The sequence below is a fragment of the Bradyrhizobium canariense genome, assembly GCF_018130465.1.
GTDB classification, from domain to species: domain Bacteria; phylum Pseudomonadota; class Alphaproteobacteria; order Rhizobiales; family Xanthobacteraceae; genus Bradyrhizobium; species Bradyrhizobium canariense_C.
The window spans coordinates 862,323-887,566 of the sequence record NZ_JAFCKJ010000001.1 but is presented as its reverse complement, the minus strand read 5'-3'; the positions used below and the strand labels follow the sequence as shown (position 1 = coordinate 887,566).

20 protein-coding genes and 1 pseudogene are annotated in these 25,244 nt (G+C 64.6%); 7 read left to right on the top strand and 14 right to left on the bottom strand.

Annotation, left to right across the window (positions count from 1 at the left end; all coding sequences use genetic code 11):
• Window positions 1-124: 124 nt before the first annotated feature.
• The 6 genes from JQ591_RS03875 to JQ591_RS03845 form a co-directional block, all read right to left on the bottom strand.
• The gene (locus JQ591_RS03875) at window positions 125-1,522 is read right to left on the bottom strand and encodes an NAD(P)(+) transhydrogenase (Re/Si-specific) subunit beta (RefSeq protein WP_211394703.1); all 1,398 of its coding nucleotides are present in this window, start codon (window positions 1,520-1,522) and stop codon (window positions 125-127) included.
• A gap of 42 nt (window positions 1,523-1,564) precedes the next feature.
• Window positions 1,565-1,882 (bottom strand): proton-translocating transhydrogenase family protein, encoded by a 318-nt coding sequence (locus JQ591_RS03870; protein ID WP_007596278.1) that lies wholly within the window; start codon window positions 1,880-1,882, stop codon window positions 1,565-1,567.
• An 11-nt stretch (window positions 1,883-1,893) separates the two neighbouring features.
• A complete protein-coding gene (locus JQ591_RS03865; protein ID WP_211394702.1) occupies window positions 1,894-3,021 on the bottom strand; it encodes a Re/Si-specific NAD(P)(+) transhydrogenase subunit alpha in 1,128 nt (375 codons plus the stop codon).
• Window positions 3,022-3,158: 137 nt separating this feature from the next.
• Complete coding sequence (locus tag JQ591_RS03860; protein WP_007596280.1) at window positions 3,159-3,311, bottom strand: aa3-type cytochrome c oxidase subunit IV; 153 nt, start codon at window positions 3,309-3,311, stop codon at window positions 3,159-3,161.
• Window positions 3,312-3,453: 142 nt separating this feature from the next.
• On the bottom strand, window positions 3,454-6,420 hold the full coding sequence (locus JQ591_RS03855; protein WP_211394701.1) for a cell division protein: 2,967 nt from the start codon (window positions 6,418-6,420) through the stop codon (window positions 3,454-3,456).
• A 282-nt stretch (window positions 6,421-6,702) separates the two neighbouring features.
• Window positions 6,703-8,700: a M3 family oligoendopeptidase gene (locus tag JQ591_RS03845; RefSeq protein WP_211394699.1), complete on the bottom strand. Its 1,998-nt coding sequence runs from the start codon at window positions 8,698-8,700 to the stop codon at window positions 6,703-6,705.
• A 127-nt stretch (window positions 8,701-8,827) separates the two neighbouring features.
• Here JQ591_RS03845 and JQ591_RS03840 point away from each other — a divergent pair, with 127 nt between their 5' ends.
• From JQ591_RS03840 to JQ591_RS03830, 3 genes are all read left to right on the top strand, one after another.
• Window positions 8,828-10,324, top strand: coding sequence for a sigma-54-dependent transcriptional regulator (locus JQ591_RS03840; RefSeq protein ID WP_211394698.1), 1,497 nt, complete (start codon window positions 8,828-8,830; stop codon window positions 10,322-10,324).
• A 347-nt stretch (window positions 10,325-10,671) separates the two neighbouring features.
• Window positions 10,672-12,876: a L,D-transpeptidase family protein gene (locus JQ591_RS03835; protein ID WP_211394697.1), complete on the top strand. Its 2,205-nt coding sequence runs from the start codon at window positions 10,672-10,674 to the stop codon at window positions 12,874-12,876.
• A 277-nt stretch (window positions 12,877-13,153) separates the two neighbouring features.
• On the top strand, window positions 13,154-14,788 hold the full coding sequence (locus tag JQ591_RS03830; RefSeq protein ID WP_211394696.1) for a DUF882 domain-containing protein: 1,635 nt from the start codon (window positions 13,154-13,156) through the stop codon (window positions 14,786-14,788).
• Between the two features lie 45 nt (window positions 14,789-14,833).
• Here JQ591_RS03830 and JQ591_RS03825 read toward each other — a convergent pair.
• The 3 genes and pseudogenes from JQ591_RS03825 to JQ591_RS03815 form a co-directional block, all read right to left on the bottom strand.
• Window positions 14,834-15,254 (bottom strand): annotated as a pseudogene (locus JQ591_RS03825) (DUF1801 domain-containing protein).
• A gap of 185 nt (window positions 15,255-15,439) precedes the next feature.
• A complete protein-coding gene (locus JQ591_RS03820; RefSeq protein ID WP_007596286.1) occupies window positions 15,440-15,712 on the bottom strand; it encodes a DUF2312 domain-containing protein in 273 nt (90 codons plus the stop codon).
• A 209-nt stretch (window positions 15,713-15,921) separates the two neighbouring features.
• Entirely contained in the window at window positions 15,922-16,224 is a 303-nt protein-coding gene (locus tag JQ591_RS03815) for a DUF1244 domain-containing protein (protein WP_007596287.1), read from the bottom strand.
• A 177-nt stretch (window positions 16,225-16,401) separates the two neighbouring features.
• Between JQ591_RS03815 and JQ591_RS03810 the strand changes: the two genes are divergently transcribed.
• Window positions 16,402-16,995 (top strand): DUF1036 domain-containing protein, encoded by a 594-nt coding sequence (locus JQ591_RS03810; protein WP_211394695.1) that lies wholly within the window; start codon window positions 16,402-16,404, stop codon window positions 16,993-16,995.
• Window positions 16,992-18,428, top strand: coding sequence for a pyruvate kinase (pyk, locus tag JQ591_RS03805; RefSeq protein ID WP_211394694.1), 1,437 nt, complete (start codon window positions 16,992-16,994; stop codon window positions 18,426-18,428). Before JQ591_RS03810 ends, pyk begins: the two co-directional genes overlap by 4 nt.
• 150 nt (window positions 18,429-18,578) lie before the next feature.
• Here the strand turns inward: pyk and JQ591_RS03800 are convergent, their stop codons facing one another.
• Window positions 18,579-19,259: a TetR family transcriptional regulator gene (locus tag JQ591_RS03800; protein ID WP_211394693.1), complete on the bottom strand. Its 681-nt coding sequence runs from the start codon at window positions 19,257-19,259 to the stop codon at window positions 18,579-18,581.
• Window positions 19,260-19,529: 270 nt separating this feature from the next.
• Between JQ591_RS03800 and JQ591_RS03795 the strand changes: the two genes are divergently transcribed.
• Complete coding sequence (locus JQ591_RS03795) at window positions 19,530-20,513, top strand: phosphatase PAP2 family protein (RefSeq protein WP_211394692.1); 984 nt, start codon at window positions 19,530-19,532, stop codon at window positions 20,511-20,513.
• A 235-nt stretch (window positions 20,514-20,748) separates the two neighbouring features.
• On the opposite strand, the gene JQ591_RS03790 is transcribed toward JQ591_RS03795, so the two are convergent.
• Window positions 20,749-20,913 carry a Flp family type IVb pilin gene (locus JQ591_RS03790; protein ID WP_211394691.1) on the bottom strand — a complete coding sequence of 55 codons (165 nt, stop codon included), beginning with the start codon at window positions 20,911-20,913 and terminating at the stop codon, window positions 20,749-20,751.
• A 296-nt stretch (window positions 20,914-21,209) separates the two neighbouring features.
• Between JQ591_RS03790 and JQ591_RS03785 the strand changes: the two genes are divergently transcribed.
• Window positions 21,210-22,694 carry a hypothetical protein gene (locus JQ591_RS03785; RefSeq protein ID WP_211394690.1) on the top strand — a complete coding sequence of 495 codons (1,485 nt, stop codon included), beginning with the start codon at window positions 21,210-21,212 and terminating at the stop codon, window positions 22,692-22,694.
• Window positions 22,695-22,814: 120 nt separating this feature from the next.
• Here JQ591_RS03785 and JQ591_RS03780 read toward each other — a convergent pair whose 3' ends face one another.
• The 3 genes from JQ591_RS03780 to JQ591_RS03770 form a co-directional block, all read right to left on the bottom strand.
• The gene (locus tag JQ591_RS03780; RefSeq protein ID WP_211394689.1) at window positions 22,815-23,129 is read right to left on the bottom strand and encodes a BA14K family protein; all 315 of its coding nucleotides are present in this window, start codon (window positions 23,127-23,129) and stop codon (window positions 22,815-22,817) included.
• Window positions 23,130-23,470: 341 nt separating this feature from the next.
• Complete coding sequence (locus tag JQ591_RS03775) at window positions 23,471-24,685, bottom strand: ABC transporter substrate-binding protein (protein WP_211394688.1); 1,215 nt, start codon at window positions 24,683-24,685, stop codon at window positions 23,471-23,473.
• Between the two features lie 134 nt (window positions 24,686-24,819).
• Entirely contained in the window at window positions 24,820-25,239 is a 420-nt protein-coding gene (locus JQ591_RS03770; RefSeq protein ID WP_211394687.1) for a DUF3052 family protein, read from the bottom strand.
• Window positions 25,240-25,244 lie beyond the last annotated feature (5 nt).

Sequence of the window (25,244 nt, the reverse complement as noted above, 5' to 3'; positions counted from 1 at the left end):
CGGCTCCGCAGCAATTTCATGACATCGCCGGAACGTCGCGGCGGCCGCACGCCGCCTGGTGAGCAGTGTACCATGCGACGCGCTGCCCGCGCGTCGCTTCGGCAATGGCCCGTTCGCTTCCGCGCTACATCGCCTTGACGATGTTCTCGGTGACCTTCTTGGCGTCGCCGAGCAGCATCATGGTGTTGTCGCGATAGAACAGCGGATTGTCGATGCCGGCATAGCCCGAAGCGAGTGAGCGCTTGATGAACATCACGGTGCCGGCCTTCCAGACCTGAAGCACCGGCATGCCGTAGATCGGCGAGGTCTTGTCGTCTTCGGCCGCCGGGTTGGTGACGTCGTTGGCGCCGATCACGAAAGCGATGTCGGCCTGCGCGAATTCGGAGTTGATGTCCTCGAGCTCGAACACCTCGTCATAGGGCACGTTGGCTTCGGCAAGCAGCACGTTCATGTGGCCGGGCATGCGGCCGGCGACCGGGTGAATGGCGTATTTCACCTCGACGCCTTCCTTCTTCAGGATGTCGCCCATTTCGCGCAACGCATGCTGGGCCTGCGCCACCGCCATGCCGTAGCCGGGCACGATGATGACCTTCTGCGCGTTCTTCATGATGAAGGCCGCATCGTCGGCCGAGCCGAGCTTGGCCGGTTTCTGCTCACCGCCGCCACCTCCGGCCGCCGCGGTCTCGCCGCCGAAGCCGCCGAGGATGACCGAGATGAAGGAGCGGTTCATCGCGTGGCACATGATGTAGGACAGGATCGCGCCGCTTGATCCCACCAGCGCGCCGGTGATGATCAGCGCGGAATTGCCGAGGGTGAAGCCGATGCCGGCCGCGGCCCAGCCCGAGTACGAGTTCAGCATCGAAATCACGACCGGCATGTCGGCGCCGCCGATCGGGATGATCATGAGCACGCCGAGCGCCAGCGCGATGATGACGATCAGCCAGAAGTCGAGCGCGCTGCCCGACATCACCAGCCCGACGATGAAGACGACGAGCGCAATCGCGAGCGCGATGTTGATGAAGTGACGGAACGGCAGGATGATCGGCGCACCGCTCATCCGCGCGGACAGCTTCAGGAACGCGATCACCGAGCCGGTGAAGGTCAGGGCGCCGATGGCGACGCCGAGCGACATCTCGACCAGGCTCTGCGGATGGATGTTGCCGGGGCTGCCGATGTCGAAGGCCTCCGGCGCGTAGAACGCACCGGCGGCGACCAGCACCGCGGCCATGCCGACCAGCGAATGGAAAGCAGCGACCAGTTCCGGCATCGAGGTCATCGGCACGCGGCGGGCGATCACCGCGCCGACGCTGCCGCCGATCGCGATGCCAAGGATCACGAGGATCCAGGCGAGGCCGTCCGCCGGCGGATGGCTGGCCAACGTGGTGGCGACCGCGATCGCCATACCGATCATGCCAAAGAAATTGCCCTGCCGCGATGTGGCGGGGCTGGACAGCCCGCGCAGTGACAGGATGAACAGCACACCCGCCACGAGATACAGAACTGCAGCCAGATTGGCGTTCATCTCAGGTCCCCTTTGTCTTCGTCACCCCGAGGTGCACGCCGCTCACTTCACCTTCTTCTTGTACATCGCCAGCATGCGCTGGGTGACAAGGAAGCCGCCGAAGATATTCACGCAGGCGAAAATGAGCGCGATGAAGCCGAAGCCGCGCGCCCAGCCCGAGCCGCTCGAGATCATGCCGACGCCGACTGCGAGCAGCGCGCCGACCACGATCACCGAGGAGATCGCATTGGTCACGCTCATCAGCGGCGTATGCAGCGCCGGGGTCACCGACCACACCACGAAATAACCGACGAAGACGGCGAGAACGAAGATCGACAGCCGGAAGACGAAGGGATCGACGACTTGTGCAATATGCTCCATGACGGCTCTCCTTAAACCTTCGGCTGGAAGTTCGGATGGATGACGGCGCCGTCCCTGGTCAGCGCGGTGGCCTTGACCAGCTCGTCCTCCCAGTTCACCGCCAGCGATTTGGTGGTCTTGTCGACCATCGTTTCGATGAAGTTGAACAGATTGCGCGCGTAGAGGCTGGAGGCCGACGCCGCGACGCGGCCGGCGACGTTGGTGTAGCCGACGATCTTGATGCCATCGACCTCGGCGACCTCACCGGCCTTGACGCCTTCGACATTGCCGCCGCGCTCGACGGCGAGATCAACCAGCACCGACCCCGGCTTCATCGACTTGACCATGTCGGCCGAGACGAGCTTCGGCGCCGGCCGGCCCGGAATCAGCGCAGTGGTGATCACGATGTCCTGCTTCTTGATGTGCTCGGCGGTGAGCGCGGCCTGCTTGGCCTGGTACTCCTTGGACATTTCCTTGGCGTAGCCGCCGGCGGTCTGCGCGTTCTTGAACTCCTCGTCCTCGACGGCGAGGAATTTCGCACCGAGCGATTCGACCTGCTCCTTGGTCGCGGGCCGCACGTCGGTCGCGGTGACGATGGCGCCGAGACGGCGCGCGGTCGCGATCGCCTGGAGGCCGGCGACGCCGACGCCCATCACGAACACCTTGGCGGCAGGCACGGTGCCGGCCGCGGTCATCATCATCGGGAAGGCGCGGCCGAAGGCCTCGGCGCCCTCGATCACGGCGCGGTAGCCGGCAAGGTTGGCCTGCGAGGACAGCACATCCATCACCTGCGCGCGCGTGATGCGCGGCATCAATTCCATCGCGAAGGCGGAGACGCCGGCATCGGCTATCGTCTTCAGCGCGGCCTCGTTGCCGTAGGGGTCCATGATGGCGATGACGAGCGCGCCGCGCTTGTACTGCGCGAGCTCGGAGGCTTCAGGGCGCTTCACCTTGATGATGATGTCAGCGTCCTTCAGCGCGTCGGCGCTGACGGTGGCGCCCACGGCGGTGAATTCGGAGTCCGGCAGGCCCGACTTGAGGCCGGCCCCCGGCTCGACGGCGATCTCGGCGCCCAACGCCTTGAACTTCTTCACCGTATCCGGCGAAGCGGCGACCCGCGGCTCCGACGGATCGATTTCCTTGGCAACGGCGATCTTCATAGGCCCTCCGGCGACGCGGGAAAAAGCGCGCACGCGAACTTAGCGTTACTCCCGCAACGTTGGATACCGGTTTTCAATCCGGCTTGATTGCAAATTTTATGGGCACCGACGACGTTGGCGGTGCTGCAGGCGATGGATCAGGTCAGGAAGATCGCCATCAGGATCACGATAAGTGCGACCGAGACCGTGCCGTACTTCACCAGCTTGATGAAGCCCTCGTAGGTCTGCTCGTGGGCAACGTAGTCGTTGCCGTCGGCGGTGCTGTACGCCACTTCGCTATGGTCGGCCATGAATTGTCCCCAGTCGAAAGTCGAATTTCATGGCTGGGATACCGCAAACTTTCGGGCAGAGCAACGGCACGGAGGCGCGGTTTTCCGGCAAATCAGGTCATTTGGAATTCCAATTGGCAGGAAAGCTCGGCGCGAGAGCCGCTCAGCCCTGATCGATCATCGTGCCGGTCATGCTCACGGCCTCTCGCCGAGGTACCGGAAGACCGAGCGCCTCGCGGACCGCGTCGAACGCCGGCTCACCCGCTTCGGTGAACCGGGCCGTCCGCGGGGCCGTCCCAGGACCGACCGCCACCGCATGGTCGCCGGCCAGGAAGCCGTGGGTCATGTGGAAACCAAGCGCGCGGTAGACCTCGAACTGCTCCTCCGAGAAGAACTGGTCGCCGGTGGTCTCGTGGGGAAACGCGTCGTTCCGCCGCGCATAGTCGCGGATGTAGTCGTTCTCGTCGCTGGAGAGCGAGGACTTGATGTAGACGAGATAGCCCCTGTCATCGCCACCATAGTCGATGGTGCCGATCGCCACATGAACGTGCTCGCTGGCCTCGTCCGGCGTATCAGGGGAGGCTTGTGCGGACTTCTTGTCGGCGTTCTCCGCCATGATGGCGCGCGTGCGGTCGCGGATCGGCGTCCACGGCAGATCGATCCGGACGCCGAGATCGATGCGGGCGTAGCGCTGGAGCTTCATCAGCGAGGAGAAATTCATCGCCGCGTCGGCTTCCGCGTCGACCACGACGATCACCTTGCAGCGCCGGCGCAGCAGCTCGTAGACGCCCAGGTTTTCGATGTGACCACCGTCGGTGAGGTAGACGCCGTCGCTGTTCTCGTAGAGACGGCCCGAGATTTCCGACCACAGGAACAGCGGCGTGGAGTGGCGCTGCGGCCGGGCCGTGGCCTCGACATAGCGCGGATTGCTCAGCCAGTAGCCCAGCCGCACGTTCAACAGCGCAAGCGTCGGCGTCAGCGCCTTGATCGAGTTCGAGCCCATGTTCGACGACGCCGCCGCCCCCGAGATCGCCATCGCGGTGGCGAGGTCGAGGCTTTGCTCGAGGTGCTCGACCGCCGGGGTCTCGGCGTAGCGCGTCGCCTCGCTGCCGACATAGAGCGGCGAGAACACGAAGAAGTCGGCATTGCGGCCGCGCCGGTTGGCGAAGTCCGACCCCTGGATGTTGAGCGCCGTGTTGATGAGATGATAGGGGGCCTCGAGCTTCCGCGCGGCAGGCCGATCCCCCGTCGCGACCTGGTCATTCGCGACCGCATAGAGCTCGCTTAACCTCATGCGATCGAGCGGCTTGAAATCGCGCCCCTGATCGAGGCTGGCTTCGGCGCGCGCGATAGTGCCGTCTGCCGACCGACCGGGATCGAACAGGAAAGCCTTGCTCAGCCGGTCGCGGTACAGCCGGTGGAGCGAGTTCGCGTTGGGCGTCAGCGACCACGAGATCGCAAACAGCAGCAGGCCGACGAGCGTATACAGGATCACCACGGGCAGGCTGTGCGCATAGCCGGAGCCTGCATCCGACCAGTGGAATTGTCGCGCGACATTGCTCGCGGCAAATCTGAGCCAGGCCGGAACGTGCGATATCGGCGTCAGCCAGTCCGTGGTCGCGGTCGTTGCGGCCGCCTTTGGCGTGATCTCGGCCGAAAAGGTGCCGGCGCTCGCGTCGAACTCGATCTTGCCCGACAGATTGCCCGACGCGGGCACGGTTGATTTGTTGGCAGCAAGGCAACCCTTCTGCGCAAGGGCGGTCAGAGGCGCCTGGCATTTTTCGATCGGATCGTTGGCGATGCCCCAATAAGACAAGTAGAGAAAGGCGACCCAGATGATCAGTGGCAGCGCCAATCCGGCGGTCCACAATGCGACCTTGGCAATGATCGCGAGCACCAGCGAGCCCCATTGCGAGGATACGCTGTCGCCCTTCAGGAATTCGGCGAACTGCTGCCTGAAAGCGGTAACGAACACACCGACCGGCGCGGCAATCGCAGCCAGCGACTGGATCCAGGTGACCGCGACACCGCCGACCGGCCCGCCGATCGCGTTGCTGTCGGCGACATCGAACATCTGCGACAGCATGAAGGGCTGGAATTCGAAGAACGCAATCGCGGCAAGCAGGACCAGGAAAGTCGCGCCGGCGGTCGGCCAATGCGAGCGAAACTCCTGACGCTTTTCGGGACTTGCAAATGACTGCTTGAGCGCCCAGCCGAAGAACAGGGCGACGCCGATGATCGCCGTTGCCAGCGTCAGCGCGAAATGTGCGATCTGAAGGACGCGCGCGAAGTCGCATGCGATGCCGAGCAGGAACGCGATGGCCGCAGCATAGGTCAGGAAGATGGTCGGACCGATGCCCCGCTCCGCGCGGGAGCTCAGATAAGCGATCCCCCCGAAGGCAAGCAGCACCAGCGCGACGATCGCTCCGATCGCAGCGAATCCGAAGCGGTCCGCGATCCAGCCGAAATGATGCAGCTCACACTGCGGCAAAGCGCCTTCGGCAATATCGACGCCGAAGAAATTTGCGACCGTCAGGCAGCTCCGCAGCGGCGTCGACCAGATCGTGACGGCTGCGAGCAGCAGCACGACGGGCAGCGTCAATCCGATATTGGCGATGAGGCCCCGCGCCACGATTGCAATCCCGGTCAAGAGATCGCGGAAGCCGGCCGGGATCAGATAGTTGGAATAATTCCTGATATGTCCGACCGACGGCGTATCGCTGATCTCGCTGGCGGTCGCGGTTCTCCCGGTCGACCGCTGGCCGAACACAAACCGCCCAGTCACCGTCATGGTCGCACTGAGCGAGGTGCCGATGTAGCCGCCGCCCGACACGGTGGAAAGATAATCGATCCGTCCGATCAAATCGTGGTGGTTCAGCGCCTGGAGCACGCCGAGACACATGGCCGAGGAGCGGATGCCGCCGCCGGAGAGGGCGAGCCCGACGACGTCGAGCATTTGGCATGCCTCTGTGCCCTCCGGATCGACTTGCCGCGCCTCTTCGCGGCGCGTGTTGATCGCCTCGATCTCGTCACGGACGATCTGCTGGTGCTTCTCGCACCAGGGCGTTTCCTCTTCGAAGGCTGCGGCGTTCCGCGCTCCAGGTGGCGGGACCTGTCCCTGATCGGGCATGCGAGCCTCCCGAGCGGCAAGAGGGCGATCTGCAATCAATAATTGTAAAAATGCATCAAGTATCTACAGGGTTAGTCTCGCCTCGGGCCCGAACGTTCAATACCGCCAAGCAGGATCTCGAGGCCGGTCTCGAACGTCGCGGAGAAATGCGCTGGCTGAAAATATGGCGCCGCCGCCAAAAGATGCTTGAAAGACCGGTTCCGCCGCGGACGGACCGCTGGCGTAGCCGGCTGGCTCATCCAGTGCCGCACCTGTGAGGTCGTAGCCGGGCACGTGCCCGGCTCAGCCCATCGCTTCCAGCTCGTCGATCATCCCAGCGATGACCGAGAGGCCACCGTCCCAGAATTTTGGGTCCTTGGCATCGAGCCCGAACGGCCGCAGCAGCTCGGAATAATGCTTGGTGCCGCCGGCGGCGAGCATGTCGAGATAGCGCTCGGCAAAGCCTTCGGCCGCGTTCTCGTAGACCGCGTAGAGCGAGTTCACCAGGCAATCGCCGAACGCATAGGCGTAGACGTAGAACGGCGAATGGATGAAGTGCGGGATATACATCCAGTAGTTCTCGTAGCCCGCTTTGATCTCGATTGCCGGCCCCAGGCTCTCGCCCTGCACCGAGAGCCAGATCTCGCCGAGCCGCGTCGCAGTGAGCTCGCCGTTCTTGCGTTCGGTGTGGACCGCGCGCTCGAAGGAATAGAACGCGATCTGCCGCACCACGGTGTTGATCATGTCCTCGACCTTGCCGGCGAGCAGCGCCTGGCGCTGCTTTGCGCTCCTGGTCTGCGCCAGCAGCCGCCGGAAGGTCAGCATCTCGCCGAACACGCTCGCGGTCTCCGCCAGCGTCAGCGGCGTCGGCGCCATCAACGCGCCGTTCTTGGCCGCCAGCACCTGGTGCACGCCGTGGCCGAGCTCGTGGGCGAGCGTCATCACGTCGCGCGGCTTGCCCTGGTAGTTCATCAGCACGTAGGGGTGCGCGGACGGCGTGGTCGGATGCGAGAACGCACCCGGCGCCTTGCCCGGGCGCACCGGCGCGTCGATCCAGCGGTCGGTGAAGAAGCGCTCGGCGATATCAGCCATCTTTGGCGAGAAGCCGCGATAGGCGGTGAGCACCATGCTTCGCGCGTCAGGCCAGCCGATGACGTCGGTCGCCGCAAAAGGCAGCGGCGCGTTGCGGTCCCAATAGGCCAGGCGCTTCCTGCCGAACCAGCGTGCCTTCAGCGCGTAGTAGCGATGCGACAATTTTGGATAGGCCGCCCGCACCGAGGCGACCAGCGCATCCACCACCTCGCGCTCGACGCGGTTGTTCAGATGCCGGGAATCCGCGACGTCCTTGAAGCCGCGCCAGGTGTCGGAGATGTCCTTGTCCTTGGCCAGGGTGTTGGTGATCAGCGCAAAGGTGCGCTCATTGGCCTTGAAGGTCTTTGCGAGCGCCTCTGCCGCGGTCTTGCGCTTGGCGCCGTCGCGGTCCTGCAAAAGATTGAGCGTCGGCTCGATCGCGAGCTCCTTGGGCCCGACATTGAACCGCAAGCCCGAGATGGTCTGGTCGAACAGCCGGTTGAAGGCGGAATAGCCGGTCTGCGCCTTCTCCAGGAAGAGCTGCTCGAGCTTGTCGTCGAGCTGGTACGGCTTCTCCTTGCGCAGATCCTCGATCCAGGGACGGTAGTGCGCGAGCTCGGCTGCCTGCATCGCGCGGTTCAAAATATCGTCATCGACACGATTGAGCTCGAGCGCGAAGAACAGCAGATGCGTCGATGCAGCCGTCAGGCGCTCGGAAACGTCGCCGTAAAACTTTGAAATCGCAGGGTCCACGCTGTCGCCGGCATGGACGAGGCCGGCGTACGAGCCGAGCCGTCCGGCGAGGTCGTCGATCGCCTCATAGCGTCGCACGGCTTCTGCGAGCCATTTTCCGCCATCTTCCTTTGCTGTTCCTGTTGCGAGCTTGCCCTTGTAGTCCGTCTCGAACGCGACGCAATCGGCGTCCATCCTTTCGAGATCGCGCGCCACTTCCGGCGCATCGATCCCGGAATAGAGGTCGGCGAGGTTCCACTCCGGAAGCTTGCCGGTCTTGCTCGCAGGCTTGGCAAGCGAAGGTTTGGCAAGCGAAGGCTTGATGAGTGAAGGCTTGGCGGGTGAACGCTTGGAGGGTTTTGCCTTGGCTGCGGATTTCTTGGTGTTCGGCTTGCGGAGAGCGGGCTTGCTAACGGCGGACTTTTTGAGAGCAGACTTTTGGAGAGCAGGCTTTTTGAGTGCAGACTTCTTGAGAGCAGACTTGGAGCGCGAATTCATTGTGTGGGAAACCTGTGTTCAACAATCGCGACGGCGGGCGGGGGCATCAAGGTTTAAGAGTGCGTTAATCGGCTTCGGCCAGAGTGCCCCGATTCGAGACAGATAGTAGTAGCGTGCGGGGAACACCATGGCTGCCAGTATTTTGATCGCCGACGACGACGCTGTAGCCCGCCGGCTGGTCGAAAACATGGTGCAGAAATGCGGCTATGAGACGATCGTCGTGGACTCCGGCGACGCCGCGATCGCCGCCCTCACCGCCCCTGACGCGCCCGCCATCGACGGTGTCATCCTCGATCTCGTGATGCCCGGCCTCGACGGCATGGGCGTGCTGGCGAAAATCCGCGATGCAGGCCTCAGCATCCCCGTCATCGTGCAGACCGCCCATGGCGGCATCGACAATGTGATCTCGGCGATGCGCGCGGGCGCGGCCGATTTCGTGGTCAAGCCGGTCGGCCTGGAGCGGCTCCAGGTCTCTCTTCGCAACGCGCTCAATTCGTCCGCACTCAAGGGCGAACTGCAGCGCATCCGTCACAGCCGCGAGGGCCGGCTGACCTTCTCCGACATCATCACCCGCGCCGAGGCGATGGCGAGCGTGATGCGCGCGGCGCAGAAAGCAACAAACTCCTCGATCCCCGTGCTGATCGAGGGCGAGTCCGGCGTCGGCAAGGAAATGTTCGCGCGTGCCATCCATGGCAGCGGCGAGCGCAAGGCAAAACCCTTCGTCGCGGTCAATTGCGGCGCGATCCCCGACAACCTCGTCGAGTCCATCCTGTTCGGTCACGAGAAGGGTGCCTTCACCGGCGCCACCGAACGCCACGCCGGCAAGTTCGTCGAAGCCCATGGCGGCACGCTGTTTCTGGACGAGGTCAGCGAGCTGCCGCTGGCCGCGCAGGTCAAGCTGCTTCGCGCGCTCCAGGAAGGCGCGGTCGAGGCGGTCGGCGGCCGCAAACCCGTGAAGGTCGACGTCCGCATCATCTCGGCGACCAACCGCAGGCTGCTTGAGCGGGTCAAGCAGGGCCACTTCCGGGAAGATTTGTTCTATCGCCTGCACGTGCTGCCGCTGACGATCCCATCGCTGCGCACCCGGCGCGAGGACATCCCGCATCTGCTCAGGCATTTCCTGGCGCGCTTTGCCGCCGAGGAGAACCGCCCCATCACCGGCATCAGCGGTGAGGCCGTTGCGCACCTCGCCCAGCTCGATTGGCCCGGCAACATCCGCCAGCTCGAAAACGCGGTCTACCGCGCCGTGGTGATGAGCGACGGCGACCAGCTTGGCCTTGACGACTTCCCCCTGATCGCCTCGCAGCCGCATCCGGGAACAGACATTCCGACCGCGCCGCTGATGCTGGAGCCGATCGCGGCCCCCTCCGTCGTATCAGGTAATGACATACCGATCGCGCCGATGCCCCTGGCGGGTGCCCTCTCCATGCTGACCGCGACCGGCGACGTCCGACCGCTGGAGGATATCGAGAACGAGATCATCCGATTCGCGATCTCGCATTACCGCGGGCAGATGTCCGAGGTCGCCCGCCGCCTCAAAATCGGCCGGTCCACCCTCTACCGCAAACTCGACGAAGCCGGGGTTCCCGGCCATGGCGGGAAAAGCGGTGAGGAGACGCACTGAGCCTCGTGCGAACGGAGGTCCATGCGGGCGGTGCGAGACCACTGTAAGCCGTTCGCATGACGACGGAATTCGACTGCGGTGTGAACCGTGACTTGGAAGTGACAGACACAAGGAAAAGCGCGAGGCAGAAGCGCACAATCCGTTGCCAAGAGGCTTCCTTGAAGTCAGTTTGTCGTGAGTTGTCCCGGGTAGCGCTGGCCGCGAAATCGGGGCCTGTATATCGTCTGCGTAAGAATCGTTGCGTGCAGGCGTGCAACTTTCGAGAGGCCGGCGCGGTTTAGCCGAAGCTCAATAGGCGATAACGAAGCTGTTCCACGGGGGACAGTTCACCCGAGGGGTGCGACACAATGCGTGACTGTTTGAACCACCGTGCAGGCTTTGACCGTGTCTTGATGACGGTCGCGGCGACCTTCCTCACGGTATCGGCCGGCTCGGCCCTGGCGCAGGATCAGGCGCGCAGCAGCGCTGCCGAACTCGCGATCGAAGCCGCGATCCCGCGCCCCGAACCCGCAAACATCCCACCCCCGACCGCATCCGACATCAAGCTCGACACCACCGCCACGGTGGTGGACCCTGCTAAGGAGCCGGCCAAGGAGGCCGTGAAGGCCGAAGCTGCACCAACAGCCGATAAGGTCGAGACCAAGCCTTCCGACGTCGCCACCACGCCCGCGACAGAAGCGCCGAAGAGCGAGACGGCCAAGACAGAACCTGCGAAGACAGAATCTGCGAAGACGGAACCCGCCAAGGCCGATACTGCAAGCGCAACGCCGGCCGCTCCCGCGGCACCTGCCGCCGCAGCAACCCCGGCCTCGGAGCCGGTGAAGGCCGCGAGCAACGTTCCCGCCGCCGACCAGCCGGTCGCCGACAAGCTCAAGGATGTCATCGGCGCCAAGACCTCGCGCTATTTCGACCGCAAGAACGAGCGCGCCGCGATCGAGAAGTTTTACGGTGCACGCGACTTCGCGCCGGTCTGGACCCAGGGCGGCAGCCTGACCACGGCAGCCAAGGGCGTGATCGCACGGCTGAAGGATGCGGCGTCCGACGGTCTCAATCCCGCCGATTACCCGCTGCCGGACTTCGCCGCGGCCACGACACCCGATGCGCTCGCCGATGCCGAGCTCAAGCTCACCGCCAGCATGTTCGACTATGCGCGCCAGGCCCAGAGCGGCCGCATGCACTGGTCGCAGGTCAGCGGCGACATCCTCTATCCCGAGCATCCGGTCGATCCGACCGAGGTGCTCGCCAAGGTCACGACCGCGGCGGACGCCTCCGCGGCGCTCGACAGCTACAATCCGCCGCAGAAGCTCTACAAGGAGCTGAAGGCGAAGCTCGCGGAGCTCCGCGGCCAGGGCAACGGCCCGGTCATCGAGATCGCCGATGGTCCGGCGCTGAAATACACCCCGGCCGGCAAGAAGCAGGCTGAAATCGTCGTTGAAGATCCGCGGGTGCCGCAGCTGCGCACCAAGCTCGGCATCACCGAGAACGCCAGCGACACCCGTTATGACGCTGCGGTCGCCGAGGCCGTGCGCAAATTCCAGAACGGTGCCGAGATCAAGGCGACCGGCATCCTCGACGACAAGACGGTCAAGGCGATCAACACCCCGAAGCGCGACAAGCAGATCGACGTGGTGCTGGCGAACATGGAGCGCTGGCGCTGGCTGCCGCGCGACCTGGGCGTGCCATCACTGGGCGATGCCTATGTCATCCTCAACATTCCCGACTACACGCTGAAGGTGATGCAGCGCGGCCAGCAGGTCTGGACCACCCGCGTCGTCACCGGCAAGCCCGGCACGCATGCGACCCCGCTGCTCACCGAGACGATGAAGTACATCACGGTCAATCCGACCTGGAACGTGCCGCCGTCGATCGTCTACAACGAATACCTGCCGGCGCTTCAGCAGGACCCGACGGTGCTCCAGCGCATGGGCCTCAAGCTCGAACAGAACCGCGACGGTTCGGTGCACATCTCGCAGCCGCCCGGTGAAGCCAACGCGCTCGGCCGCATCCGCTTCAACTTCCCGAACAAGTTCCTGGTCTATCAGCACGACACGCCGGACAAGAACCTGTTCGCCCGGGACGAACGCGCCTTCAGCCATGGCTGCATGCGCGTGCAGAACCCGGATCAGTACGCGTCGGTCCTGCTCAACATCGCGCTGCCGAACGAGAAGTACACGCCGGAGCGCGTGCGCAGCATGTACGGCAAGAGCGAGATCGACCTGAAATTCCCGACCCCGATCCCGGTTAACATCACCTATCAGACCGCGTTCGTGGACGATGGCGGCAAGCTGCAATTCCGCAAGGACGTCTATGGCCGCGACGCGACCATGATCAACATCCTGAAGAACGGCCGCGGCAAGGATCTCGAAAACGTCGTCGCGCACTCCCAGCCGAGCTATTCACGCCCGGCAACGACACTGCCGAACGGCGTGTTGGCAGCCAACAATGGCGGCTCGTCCGGCCCGAATTTCTTCGAACGGCTGTTCGGAGCCCCGAGCCCGCCGCCGGCTCCGGTCGGCCGCCGGCCGCAGCAGCAGCGGGTATTCACCCGCTGAGCCAGGCCCCGCCCCGGCGCCTGATTTCCTGAAATTGTACAATAAAATCAGCGACCTCATCCTCTGGATGGGGTCGCTTAACGTTAACCATTCTCCACCTGACCTCGGGCAGCGGCGTTTTTTTGCCACACTCACCCGGTTAGGATTGTAGTCTGACTTGGTTTGGGGGCGGGAAGGTCAACCTCGAATTAACCTTCTCGCTTTAACAAAGCGTTCATCCTCTTTCGCGCGCTAACGGGGTTTGCGGGAGAGTCCATTTTGAACGCTCGTCGACTGGGTGGGCTCTAACGTGCTGACTGGTATCGCACGCCAATTTGCTGTGCTGTCGTTGTCCCATGCGGGAGTGAAGGCCGGATCCCGGATCGGCCTCGCTGCCGTATTGCTGCTTGCTGCCGCCGGTTCAGTTCACAACGCCGCCGCGCTGAACGAGACCAAGACGCTCTCCTTCCACCACACCCATTCCGGCGAAGACCTCACCGTCACCTTCAAGCGCGACGGACGCTACGACGAAGCGGCGCTGAAGCAGCTCAACCACTTCCTGCGCGACTGGCGTACCCAGGACGAGACGGTCATGGACCGTCACCTCTTCGACATCCTCTGGGAAGTCTATCGCGACGTCGACGCCAAGCAGCCGATCCAGATCATCTCCTCCTACCGCTCGCCCGCCACCAACGCCATGCTCCGCCGCCGCTCCTCCGGCGTGGCGCGTTTCAGCCAGCACATGCTGGGGCATGCGATGGATTTCCACATTCCGGGCGTGCCGCTGGAGCAGATTCGCTTCGCCGGCCTGCGTCTCCAGCGCGGCGGCGTCGGCTTCTACCCGACCTCAGGCTCGCCTTTCGTGCATCTCGACACCGGCAGCATCCGGCACTGGCCGCGCATGACGCATGACCAGCTCGCCCGGGTCTTCCCGGACGGACGCACCGTCCATGTCCCGACCGATGGCGCGCCGCTGAAGGGCTATGAGCTCGCCAAGGCCGACATCGAGCGACGCGGCAGCGGCGACGATTCCGGCAGCAAGTCGAATTTCTTTGCCGCCCTGTTCAAGGGCAAGTCGGCTCCGGCCGCCACGAGCAACGACGAGGATGACGAGGGCGCGCCCTCCCCGGCCGCGAAGCCTGTCGCGCCGACCGTGGTCGCCGCAGCGACCAAGCCGGCCGATCCGGTGCCGACGCCGCGCGCCAAGCCGTCAGTCGCGGCGACGATCCAGCTCGCCGCGGCCGATATGCAGATCGTCGCGCTGCCCAAGCCGAAACCGGCGCCCGTGGCTGACAAGCCGGCCGCCGGCAAGTCTGCTGACGCAAAGCCCGAGACCCCCGCCGACATCATCAATGCCCGCGGCTTCTGGGATGCCCCGACTGCGCCGCAGCAGGCGACGCCGGCCCAAATTGCCGCACTGAAGGCACGGCAGGCGCTTGCCGCCGCCACCGATCCGCAGCCGACTGCGAGCGTTTCCAGCGCTGCCTATCAGGCGCTGGCCTACGCGCCGGCGTCCGCCTCGCCGGTCGACCGCGCCAACATCGTCGCCGCCTCCGCGCCGATCCCGCGCTCCGCCCGCCCCGCCGCCGCGTCGCGCAACCTTGCGCCCGCGACCGAGATCAACACGGTGGTCGGCAAGCGCATCGACGGCATGGTCGCAACCGCGACCCGGCTCTCCGCCGCCAAGGGCGAAAGCATCTGGCTCAAGATCGTGATGCTGTCGCCGAGCGCCAGCCGCGCGATGTCGGTCACGCTGATGGGCGAGCTCGACACGGCCGCAATGCGCGCCTACTTCGTCAAGCCGCAGTCCGTGATCGCCATGGGTTTTGCCGACGATCCGATGCAGGGCCTGTCCTGCGACAGTTTCTCGGGCACCGCGACCGCCAAGCTCGAGACGACGTCCTTCGTCGTGCGGACCGCCGCGTTGCGCTGAGGCTGATAGCCCAAGCTGATAGCCCGGGCTGATAGCCCAGGTCCGCTACCGCGCCTTCCCGGCCCGCCGATCCAGATGATATGTCAGCGCCAGCGACAGGCAGACAGATAACTCCCGCTTCGGCAGCTTGCCCGACACGGGCAGCAACAACGCCCGCGTCTGCCGATATTCGAACCGATCGGGAAAGCGTTCGCGAAAAGTATCGACCAGCGTCGTCTTGCAGTTGAACAGAATCGCGGCGTGCGCGGAGTCCTTGATCCGGCCGAGCCGGATCGTGCTGCCGCTACCGGTCTCGTCGGTAAGCAGGCTCGCCCCACTTCAACGTTTCGGTGAGCCAGCCGACGTCCTCATGCGCCGCAGCCGTCGCGAAGATCAGCTCGCGCACCCAAAGCAGCCGCTTGCCGATCGGCGCCGGAAGGGCGCCGAAGGCACGGTTCACCTCACGCGGCAGCGGCGGCGCAGTCACGGCGGTCTCCTTCGATCGACCCACAACATCGGTGTCGTCCTGGCGAAAAGCCAGGATCCGTACCGCGGAATCTATCGACGAAGCGCGGTGCCAGTCCCGCGCGAGGATAGGACAACTGAGAGCCGTCGCAATAACCACCGCCTGTGGCTATGGGCCCTGGCTTTCGCCAGGACGACCGCGATACCTCAGATCATCCCCAGTGCTTGCATGTAGGTCTCGAGGATCGTCTCGGCCTCGGCGCGCTCGTTCGGGTCCTGCTTGCGCATACGCACGATGGTGCGCAGCGCCTTGACGTCGTAGCCGTTGCCCTTGGCCTCGGCGAATACGTCGCGGATGTCGTCGGAGATCGCCTTCTTCTCTTCCTCCAGCCGCTCGATGCGCTCGATGATGGATTTGAGCTGGTCCTTGGCAAATTTCGTCGCGGGCTCGTCGTCGCGGACGGCGGCGGAGGTGGCCATCTTGGTACTCCCAATGGAACTGGCAAAACGAGGTGACGCCGGCATCCTCACCGCGCGTGCTGGTTAGACCCTTAGGGTTCGTACCTCTCGCGTTCAAGGCAGCATCGCGCTCGTCCACAGCGCGCCCACACCTTCCTGCGACGTGTCGAAGAAAGCTGTTGTGTGATGCGACTCAAGGGCACCGCACATCAGGCTGCCGGCGAGGCCGTTCAGTGCCCGGGATGAACCTTCTTCATGGCATCGAGCTGCTCGGGCGTGGCCGCGCCCTGGTATTTCGACTTCCAGGCCTCGTAGGGCATGCCGTAGACGGCTTCCCGGCTCTCGTCCTTGCTCAAGGCGACGCCTTGGGCGTCGGCGGCGTCCTTGAGCCAGTTGGACAGGCAGTTGCGGCAGAAGCCTGCGAGATTCATCAGGTCGATGTTCTGGACGTCTGTCCGCGTCTTCAAATGATCGACCAGGCGCCGGAAAGCGGCAGCCTCGAGTTCCGTTCTGGTTTTGTCGTCGATTGCCATGGCTGGATCCCTCGGCTTACGAAATTGACTGTGACCTGGATGGGGTCACCCTTACGAGATCAGGTGGGTCCTGTCACAGATTTTGCCATATCGCGGCGCAAACGGGCAAAGCCGGCTTTCGGGCAGTTCCCGGGCCCTACGCCAAATCGTCAATGATCTGATATAGCTTCCGCGACAATGATCGCCGAATCTCCCCGCTCCCCCCTTCGCCTGCTCGCCCGGTTGGTCCCGGTGTTGGTGGTTGGCCTGCTGTGCCTCTGGGCCAGCCCGGCCTCCGCCGATTTCCGGCTCTGCAACAACACATCGAGCCGGGTCGGCATCGCGCTCGGCTACAAGGATGCCGAGGGCTGGACCACCGAGGGCTGGTGGAACATCTCGTCCCGCTCCTGCGAGACCCTGCTGCGGGGAACGCTGGTCGCCCGCTTCTATTACATCTACGCCATCGACTACGACCGCGGCGGCGAATGGTCGGGCCAGGCTTTCATGTGCTCGCGCGACAAGGAATTCACCATCCGCGGGACCGAGGATTGCCTCGCGCGCGGCTATGACCGGACCGGCTATTTCGAGGTCGATACCGGCGAGCAGCGGGCCTGGACGGTGCAGCTCACCGACGCCAACGAGCAGCCGTCACAGCAGCAGCGCGTGCCGGGCATGCCCGGCCCGGTCGGTCCGGGTGTTCCGGGTTTGCCCAATGGCCCGCCCGGTGGTACGCCCCCCGCCGCGCCTGGCCTCCCGCCAGCTCCCTCGCCCCCATCTGGAAATAAGCCATGAGGCGTCTTCGCCGTATCAAGATACTCGCGACCCTGGGACCCGCCTCTTCGGACCTCGCGATGATCCGCCGTCTGTTCGAGGCCGGCGCCGACCTGTTCCGCATCAACATGAGCCACACCCCGCATGACAAGATGCGGGAGCTGGTGGCGACGATTCGCAACGTCGAGAGCAGCTATGGCCGGCCGATCGGCATTCTGGTCGATCTCCAGGGACCAAAGCTCCGGCTCGGCGCCTTCGCCGAAGGCGCGGTCCAGCTCCAGAACGGCCAGACCTTTACGCTGGATTCCGACAAAGCGCCGGGCGACGCCACCCGCGTCCAGCTCCCGCATCCGGAGATCCTGGCCGCGCTGCGGCCCGGCCATTCGCTGCTGCTCGACGACGGCAAGGTGCGGCTGATCGCCGAGGAGACCTCGAAGGACCACGCGGTGACGCGCGTCGTGGTCGGCGGCCGGATGTCCGACCGCAAGGGCGTCAGCCTGCCGGACACCGATCTGCCGGTCTCGGCGATGACGCCGAAGGACCGCGCCGACCTCGAGGCGGCGCTGGTCACCGGCGTCGACTGGATCGCCCTGTCCTTCGTGCAGCGCGCCGACGACGTGCTCGAGGCCAAGAAGATGATCCGCGGCCGCGCCGCGGTGATGGCCAAGATCGAGAAGCCGCAGGCGATCGATCGCCTCCCCGACATCATCGACGCCTCCGACGCCCTGATGGTGGCGCGCGGCGACCTCGGCGTCGAACTGCCGCTGGAACGCGTACCCAGCCTGCAGAAGCAGATGACGCGCATGGCGCGGCGTGCCGGCAAGCCGGTGGTGATCGCGACCCAGATGCTGGAATCGATGATCCAGTCGCCGGTGCCGACCCGCGCCGAAGTCTCCGACGTCGCCACCGCCGTCTACGAAGGCGCCGACGCGATCATGCTGTCCGCGGAATCGGCGGCCGGCAAATTCCCGGTCGAGGCCGTCGCGACCATGAACCGCATCGGCGAGGAGGTCGAGCGCGACCCGATCTATCGCTCCGTCATCACCGCACAACGCCCCGCCCCGGAAGCCACCGCCGGCGATGCCATCGCGGACGCCGCGCGGCAGATCGCCGAGACGCTCGACCTGCCGGCCCTGATCTGCTGGACCAGCTCGGGATCGACCGCCGTGCGCGTGGCGCGCGAGCGGCCGAAGCCGCCGATCGTTGCGATCACGCCGAACGTCGCGGCGGGACGCCGGCTGTCGGTCGTCTGGGGCGTACATTGCGTGGTGGCGGAAGATGCGCGCGACCAGGACGACATGGTGAGCCGCGCCGGCCAGATCGCGTTCCGGGACGGCTTCGTCCGAGCTGGCCAGCGCGTGATCATTGTCGCCGGCGTGCCGCTCGGCATTCCCGGTACCACCAACATGGTGCGCATCGCCTCGGTCGGCCCCGAGGGCGAAGCTAATATCTAGGTCCGCCAGCACGCGGCAAACAAAAAAGTCGAAAACAACCCCATGCACAGTAGCCGGCCGGGCCGGCGAATGTGCTGAGGTTTTTCGAAAAGGCGAACTCGGGCAATGGCCTGGGCGCGTTCAGATCCCCGGGTCGATCAGGCGGACGATTTAGGCCCCGACCAGCGCTTTCGCCGCCGGCAGCAGCGTCTGCTGCACCACGAGCCCCCTGGCGCGGGCGTCCATGACGCCGACAGCGCGGAGCGCCAGCAGCGTCACGGTCTGCACGGCATCGCGCATCCTGGCGGGATCTTCGAGATTGTCCGGCGCGAGCGGTCCGACCAGCGCCTCGTGCAGCGCGCCGAGCAGCGCGGTGGCGGCGAGCGCGGTGTCCTGCGCCGGCAGGTGGCCGGCGCGCACGGCGGCGTCGATCCGCGAGGCCATCTCGCCCGCGATCTCGCGCCGGCTGGCGAGGCGCGAGGCGCTGACATCGACATCGACCGGCTCGGCCAGGATGCCCCAAGCGAGCCTGCGTTGCGACAGGGTATGGACCGCCACGGTGGTCACGGCCGCCGCCAGCGCCGAGGACGGCCCCGGCGCGGCATCGGCTGCTCGCCGGATCGCCGTGAGCTCGTCGCGGGAGACTTCGGCGATCAATTCGGAAATCAAGTCGGCCTTGGAGGGGAAGTAACGGTAGACCGTACCCGCAGCGACGCTGGCGCGAACCGCGACCGGCGCAATCTGCACCGCCGCCATCCCGCCTTCCGCCGCCGCCTCCCGCGCCGCCGCCAGTATCGCACTGCGCCGGGCCGCAAGGCGCTTCACCACTTGATGCGTCCGCCGATAAACCATGGCGCGCTTCCTGTCCCACACGCCAGCCGCACGCCCTGCGGCCGAACGCTTCGTCACCGATGTCGCAAATCGCCCCGCAAGGACTGAACAACTATTCAGAGTGGATGACAAGGTGCAAATGCATGAAGCGTCACGCCAAAAAAAAGCGCGGGCTCAAACAGCTAAAAACGTCGCGAACTGGTTTGGTGAAGGGGTAACCACGATCGTTACCGCCATCTTAAATCTGATCCGCGACTGTGCTGCGGTATTGCGATCCCACCTCGGTGCAGCATGGTCGACACGGACGCCCGGACCGCCTGGCAGCTCTTCCACCTGAACTGGCTCCCCATCGCAGCCATGGGCAGCCTGCTGGCGCTCGGCCTCCCCTTCACCGGCCTGAGCCTCGAGCCGGTCGCCTGTGGCGTGACGCTGGCGGTCGCTGCGGTCCTGCTCGCGCTGGCCTACGGCCACCGCATCGTCAAAGGCGAGCTTGCCGACCCGAAGCTGCTGTTTTCGCTCGGCACGATCGGGCAGATCATTATCACCTGCGTCATCGTGGGACCGCTCAGCTATGTCGCGGGCAAGCTGAACTGGCCGCTGCAGGACCAGGCGCTGCTTGCGATCGACCGTGCGCTCGGCCTCGATCCCGAACCGATCGCGCGATACGTCAACGACCATCCCTGGCTCGCGGACTGTCTGGCTCGTGGATACGGGCTGATCAAATTGCCGCTGCTCGGCATCCCTGTCGTGCTGGCACTGACAGCGCGCTATGTGCGGCTGCAATTGTTCACGCTCGCGATGAGCATCGCGCTCGCTGTCACCATCGCGATCTCCGCCGTCGTGCCCGCGATCGGCACCTTTTGGGCGCTGCAGCTGCCCGCCGCGCATTTTCCCGAAATCAACACCGCGGTCTATGCCGGGCAATTGCGCGACATCCTCGCACTTCGCGACGGCAGCCTGCACGAGCTCCGGCTGTACTTCCTCTCCGGCATCGTCTCGTTTCCGAGCTTCCACGCCGCATCCGCCGTGCTCTACATGTGGGCGCTGTGGCCGGTGCGCGGCCTCGGCGGCATCGCGGCCGCGCTCAATCTGCTGATGATCGCGGCGACACCGGTGATCGGCGCGCATTACGTCATCGACGTCGCCGGCGGCATCGCAGTCGCCGCAGCGTCGATCTCGGCAGCGAAATTCTATCTCGAATGGCACGGCCGCACGTCGCGAACGTCTGCGGCGCCTGCTCGGTCGCCGCTCTGGCAGCCCGGCCTCGCGGAATGACGGGCGGCAAGTTGCCCTAGGGTGCGCGCGTAGCGCCGTGCCCGCCGGCAATTTTCAATGTCCAATATTCTCGACGGTGGGAACGCTTGCGCCTGCGCTCTTGGAGCTGCCGCAGACGCTTTGCCGCCCTACAGGCTTGCTGCAGCTTCACGACCTCCCAGATCCGGAAATCGTCGGTCAAACGAAAAGAGCCCCGCCAAGGACGGGGCTCTCTAAATTCGCAATTCGTACGGGCTTACTTGAGGCCGGTCGAGATCGAGGTGAACTTGCCGTTCAAGGTGACACCCAGGTTATTGACGACGGTGATGATCGCCAGCGCGATGCCGGCGGCGATCAGACCGTATTCGATAGCGGTGGCGCCGGATTCGTCGTTCAGGAAACGCGCAACGAGGTTCTTCATGACAGCTCCAAAAAGGTACACGAGGCTACAACTGATCTGGTCTTTTTGGGCTCCCAGCGCCGCTTGACCATGGAACCGAACGTAGTGGCAAAGAATTTCGCCGCAGTTAATTCGACTGCGTAAACACAGAACGGTTTGCGTGTATTCGCCGATGGTAAACCGAAATCTAAAACAACCCGTTAAATTATCGAGATACCAACCGGCCCGGCAATGCCGGTTTACCCGAAGTTATGACCACCGTGGTCCAATGCCGTCCGCTCGGCAACCCGACAAAAACAACAGGACGACGAGGCGGCATGTCCCTTTCCTTTGCCAACAGCATCGTGGTGCAGAGTCGTGCGCGAGCCCTGGTGCCGCTGTGCGTCGGTGCGGGCGCCTATCTCTTCTTCGTGTATGTCGGCGACACGCTGCTTCAGGACTCCGACTCGTTCTGGCAGATCAAGATCGGACAATGGATCCTCGATCACCACGCGCTTCCCTACACGGACTTCTATTCCTTCACCCGGCCGGGGGCGCCCTGGGTTTCGACCTCATGGCTGTCGCAGGTGCTGTTCGCCCTCTCCTATGCGCAATGGGACTGGGCCGGCCCGGTGATCCTCACCGCGCTTGCGGTCGCATTGTCGGCGGCGATCCTGGTCGACATGCTCGAGGCCCATCTGGAAATTCCGCGCGCGGTCCTGTTCGCGATGTTCGCGCTCTTGCTGTCGCTGCACCACATCCTGGCGCGGCCGCACATGCTGGCGCTGCCCGTGATGATCGCGTGGGTCGGCGTGTTGATGGCCGCGGCCGACCGCAAGGGCGCCCCGTCCTGGTACTGGCTGCCGCTGATGTCACTGTGGTCGAACCTGCATGGCGGCTTCGTCCTGGGCCTGGTGCTGATCGGCCCGATGTCGTTTGTGGCGCTCTGGGGCATGGAGTCCGGCAAGCAAGTCAGGCTGCTGTCGCGCTGGTTCCTGTTCGGTGTTGCGGCCCTCGCTGCGAGCTGCGTCACCCCCTATGGCTGGCGCACATTGCTCGCCGCGGCCAACATCCTCAATCTCGGCGAGCTGCTGACGGTCATCTCCGAATGGTCGCCTGCGAGCTTCGCATCCTTCAACGCATTCGAAGGCGCGCTGCTCGGCCTGATCGCGATCGGGCTGTATCGCGGCCTGACGCTCTCGCCGCCGCGCATTCTTCTGATCCTGCTGCTGACCTGGATGGCGCTCACCCATGTCAGGAGCATCGAGGCCTTTGCCTTCCTGGTGCCGCTGGTGCTGGCCAAGCCGCTCGGCGAACGGTCTGTGCTGCCGGGGCCCGGCACGCAGGGCAGCGCGAGCTGGGCGGCCCGCTACGTCACCGCAACCGGCGCGCTGATGATCGTGGCCGCCGGCTGGACCTCGACCTCACTTTACATGTCGCATCACCGCTTCACCTTCACGATGGACCAGACACCGGTTGCCGCCGTCGACCTGCTCGAGAAACGGAAAGCTCAGCGCATCTTCAATGCCTACCAGTTCGGCGGCTATCTGATCTCGCGCGACATCCCGGTCTTCATCGACGGCCGCGCCGAGCTCTACGGCGAAACCTTCGCCATGGACGTCTTCAAGGCCGTGGAGCTCAAGAAGCTCGACAATCTGACGCGGCTACTCGACGAGTACAAGATCGACGCCACGCTCATGGTTGCGGACGTGCCGGCCGCCCAGGTGCTGGACCACATCAAGGGCTGGAAGCGGCTCTATGCGGACAAAATCGCCGTGATCCACGTGCGGGACGATGCGGACGGAGCGACGGCGGCGAAGTGAGGATGCAGCTCTCGGTGCATCATCAACAACCGGCACCTTCTCCTGGGCTACCCCTCTCCCTGGCCCTCCCCCGCAAGGGGGGAGGGAACGCACCTCCGTCGCAGCGCTAGGCGAGTCTGATTACCTGCAAAGATAACGGACGCCGTTCCGGCCGAGATAGGTGCCCGTCGCCGGATCGAAGGAGCGATAGCGCTCGGAGCAAGACCGCGAAACGCGAGCCATCGCATTGTTCACGCCTTGCACGGCCGCTCCGCCGTCCGGCAATTCGAGGCCCAGCCGGCCGGCGGGCGTCAGCGTGCCATTGGGGTTGCGATCGGGATTCTCGGCCTCGTACGCATCAGGATGGCTGCTCGCAAAGCCGGATTGCGCGTAGGCGTTGGTTGCGGTCAGGGCCGACAACAATGCCGCGGCAGCGAAAGTCTTAAATCCAGTCATGGTCGATCTCCATCAAGGGCCGGTGCATCGTGCGGCCGGTGCGACAGGAGGTGGATCGACATGGTGTGCTGGACAAGCTCGTTATGATCCCAGACTCGTTATCAGGGCAACATGGTCGTTTAAATCCAGAAAGAGTCGTTTGTTTGGGGAACGCGACGGATTGCCCAAGCAGCGGAGGCGATGCCGACGAGCAAGCGCAAAGCCACAACGAACTCGTCATTGCGAGCGCAGCGAAGCAATCCAGACTGTCGCCGCGGAGGGATTCTGGATTGCTTCGCTGCGCTCGCAATGACGGGGCACGGAGTGTCCACCTTACTTCTAAAACTCACCCCATCACATCATCAATTCCCCGTCTGCAAGTCGCCAAAACGCTCCCAGCTCCTGCCGTTGAAGCGCATGAACTGCATCTGGTCGACCGGGACGTGATCGGTCGTGCCGGTGTTGACCTTGATGCCGGGCAGCAGCATCGGCAATTCGAGATCGCGGATCGCGAAGGCCTGCTTCAGGATGTTCTCGGTCGACAGATCGTCGCCGCAGGCTTTCAGCACCGCCTCCAGCGCCATCGCGCTGTTGTAGGCGTTGACGTAATTGGTGTCGTGCTGGTCGGCCTCCGGCACGTATTTGGTCATGAACTCGCGCCAGCCCTTCACGCCGGAATCATCCTTCCAGGCGGGATCGTCGGGGTCCTTCACGTAGGCGGTAGAGAGGATGCCGGTGCCGGCTTCCAGCCCCGCGGGCTCCATCACCGTCGAAACCCACACCGCGACGTTGGACAGGAAAATCATCGGCCGCCAGCCGATCTCGAAGGATTTGCGGATCGCCTGTGCCGCGAATTTCGGCGTCGCCGCGATCACGAATACATCGGCGCCCGACGCCTTGAGCTTCACGATCTGGGAATCGATGGTTGGGTCCTGGATCTCGTAGGTCGCGCCGGTGACGATGCTATCGTATTTTTCGCCGAGCACGTCCTTCAGCCCGGCGAGATAGTCGCGGCCGTAATCGTCGTTCTGCGAGATCACGGCGAACTTCGCGTTCGGATTCTTCGCCAGCGCATAGCGCGCATAGAGCCGCGCCTCGTAGCGGAACGGCGCCTGCACGCCCATCGTCGCCTGCGGATATTGCGCGACGTCGGCGAATTTCGAGGCACCGGAGCCGATGAAGAGCTGCGGCACGTTCTTGGACTGGAGGTATTTCGCGATCGCCGTGTTGTGGGCGGTGCCGATCGAGGAGAAGATCAGCGCGACTTCGTCGCTCTCCACCAGCCTGCGTGTCTGCTCGACCGATTTCGGCGGCGCATAGCTGTCGTCGAGCGAGATCAGATTGACCTTGCGGCCGTTGATGCCGCCCTTCTCGTTCAGCATCTTGAAGTAGCCGACCTCGCCCTTGCCGAGCGCACCGAAGGCCGACACCGGCCCGCTATAGGGCATGGTCTGGCCGATTTTGATCTCGGTCGCGGTGACGCCGCGCATTTCGGCGGCGGCGGATGGAGCGGTCAGGAACGAAAATGTCAGGAACGAAACGGCGCCAAGCGCGCCCAATGCCCTCGCAAAGCGCATCGACTTCCCCTCCTCCCTTTGTTGTCGTGCCGCGCGCTTCAAAGGGCGCGACCGTGCCGTTGTCCGGCTGGACGGGAGGATGACATGGCGCCGTGGCGGACGCCAACCGCAATTATGAGGGTTCGGCCTTGCGGTTATTTCGCGAGCTTGCCCCGCTCCTTCACGGGAATCACCAGCTTGAGGCCCGACCAGACATCGTCGACCGCGCAGACCTTGATATCGACGAGGCCATTGGTGAGCGCGGTCGCGCGCACCACGGTTTCCGTCACGTCCGTTGCGACACCCGAAGCCTTCTTCGGCCACGACACCCAGATCATTCCGTCGGGCGCGATAGCCTTACGGTAGCTGCGCAGCCTGGCGCCGAGGCCTTTGGCCTCGGTCGCGAACAGATGCACGAGGTCGAGCGGCGCCTTGGCCACGCGCATCATCCGCACACCGTCGGGCAGGTCGCCGACGATGGCGCCATAACCGACTGAGAGACCGTCCACAAAAATACAAAAGCCCGGCTTGATGCCGAGCTTTTGCACTAACGGTTTGCCGGAATAGCCGGCCATGGCGC

Bases quoted from the DNA above. Each gene is read 5' to 3' on its own strand.
- JQ591_RS03800 (WP_211394693.1), bottom strand. From the start codon at position 19,259: ATGGTTTATCGGCGGACGCATCAAGTGGTGAAGCGCCTTGCGGCCCGG.
- JQ591_RS03810 (WP_211394695.1), top strand. From the start codon at position 16,402: ATGATCGCCGAATCTCCCCGCTCCCCCCTTCGCCTGCTCGCCCGGTTG.
- JQ591_RS03780 (WP_211394689.1), bottom strand. From the start codon at position 23,129: ATGACTGGATTTAAGACTTTCGCTGCCGCGGCATTGTTGTCGGCCCTG.
- JQ591_RS03840 (WP_211394698.1), top strand. From the start codon at position 8,828: ATGGCTGCCAGTATTTTGATCGCCGACGACGACGCTGTAGCCCGCCGG.
- JQ591_RS03860 (WP_007596280.1), bottom strand. From the start codon at position 3,311: ATGGCCGACCATAGCGAAGTGGCGTACAGCACCGCCGACGGCAACGAC.
- JQ591_RS03790 (WP_211394691.1), bottom strand. From the start codon at position 20,913: ATGAAGAACCTCGTTGCGCGTTTCCTGAACGACGAATCCGGCGCCACC.
- JQ591_RS03785 (WP_211394690.1), top strand. From the start codon at position 21,210: ATGTCCCTTTCCTTTGCCAACAGCATCGTGGTGCAGAGTCGTGCGCGA.
- JQ591_RS03835 (WP_211394697.1), top strand. From the start codon at position 10,672: ATGCGTGACTGTTTGAACCACCGTGCAGGCTTTGACCGTGTCTTGATG.
- JQ591_RS03770 (WP_211394687.1), bottom strand. From the start codon at position 25,239: ATGGCCGGCTATTCCGGCAAACCGTTAGTGCAAAAGCTCGGCATCAAG.
- JQ591_RS03795 (WP_211394692.1), top strand. From the start codon at position 19,530: ATGGTCGACACGGACGCCCGGACCGCCTGGCAGCTCTTCCACCTGAAC.
- JQ591_RS03775 (WP_211394688.1), bottom strand. From the start codon at position 24,685: ATGCGCTTTGCGAGGGCATTGGGCGCGCTTGGCGCCGTTTCGTTCCTG.
- JQ591_RS03815 (WP_007596287.1), bottom strand. From the start codon at position 16,224: ATGGCAATCGACGACAAAACCAGAACGGAACTCGAGGCTGCCGCTTTC.
- pyk (WP_211394694.1), top strand. From the start codon at position 16,992: ATGAGGCGTCTTCGCCGTATCAAGATACTCGCGACCCTGGGACCCGCC.
- JQ591_RS03855 (WP_211394701.1), bottom strand. From the start codon at position 6,420: ATGCCCGATCAGGGACAGGTCCCGCCACCTGGAGCGCGGAACGCCGCA.
- JQ591_RS03870 (WP_007596278.1), bottom strand. From the start codon at position 1,882: ATGGAGCATATTGCACAAGTCGTCGATCCCTTCGTCTTCCGGCTGTCG.
- JQ591_RS03820 (WP_007596286.1), bottom strand. From the start codon at position 15,712: ATGGCCACCTCCGCCGCCGTCCGCGACGACGAGCCCGCGACGAAATTT.
- JQ591_RS03865 (WP_211394702.1), bottom strand. From the start codon at position 3,021: ATGAAGATCGCCGTTGCCAAGGAAATCGATCCGTCGGAGCCGCGGGTC.
- JQ591_RS03845 (WP_211394699.1), bottom strand. From the start codon at position 8,700: ATGAATTCGCGCTCCAAGTCTGCTCTCAAGAAGTCTGCACTCAAAAAG.
- JQ591_RS03875 (WP_211394703.1), bottom strand. From the start codon at position 1,522: ATGAACGCCAATCTGGCTGCAGTTCTGTATCTCGTGGCGGGTGTGCTG.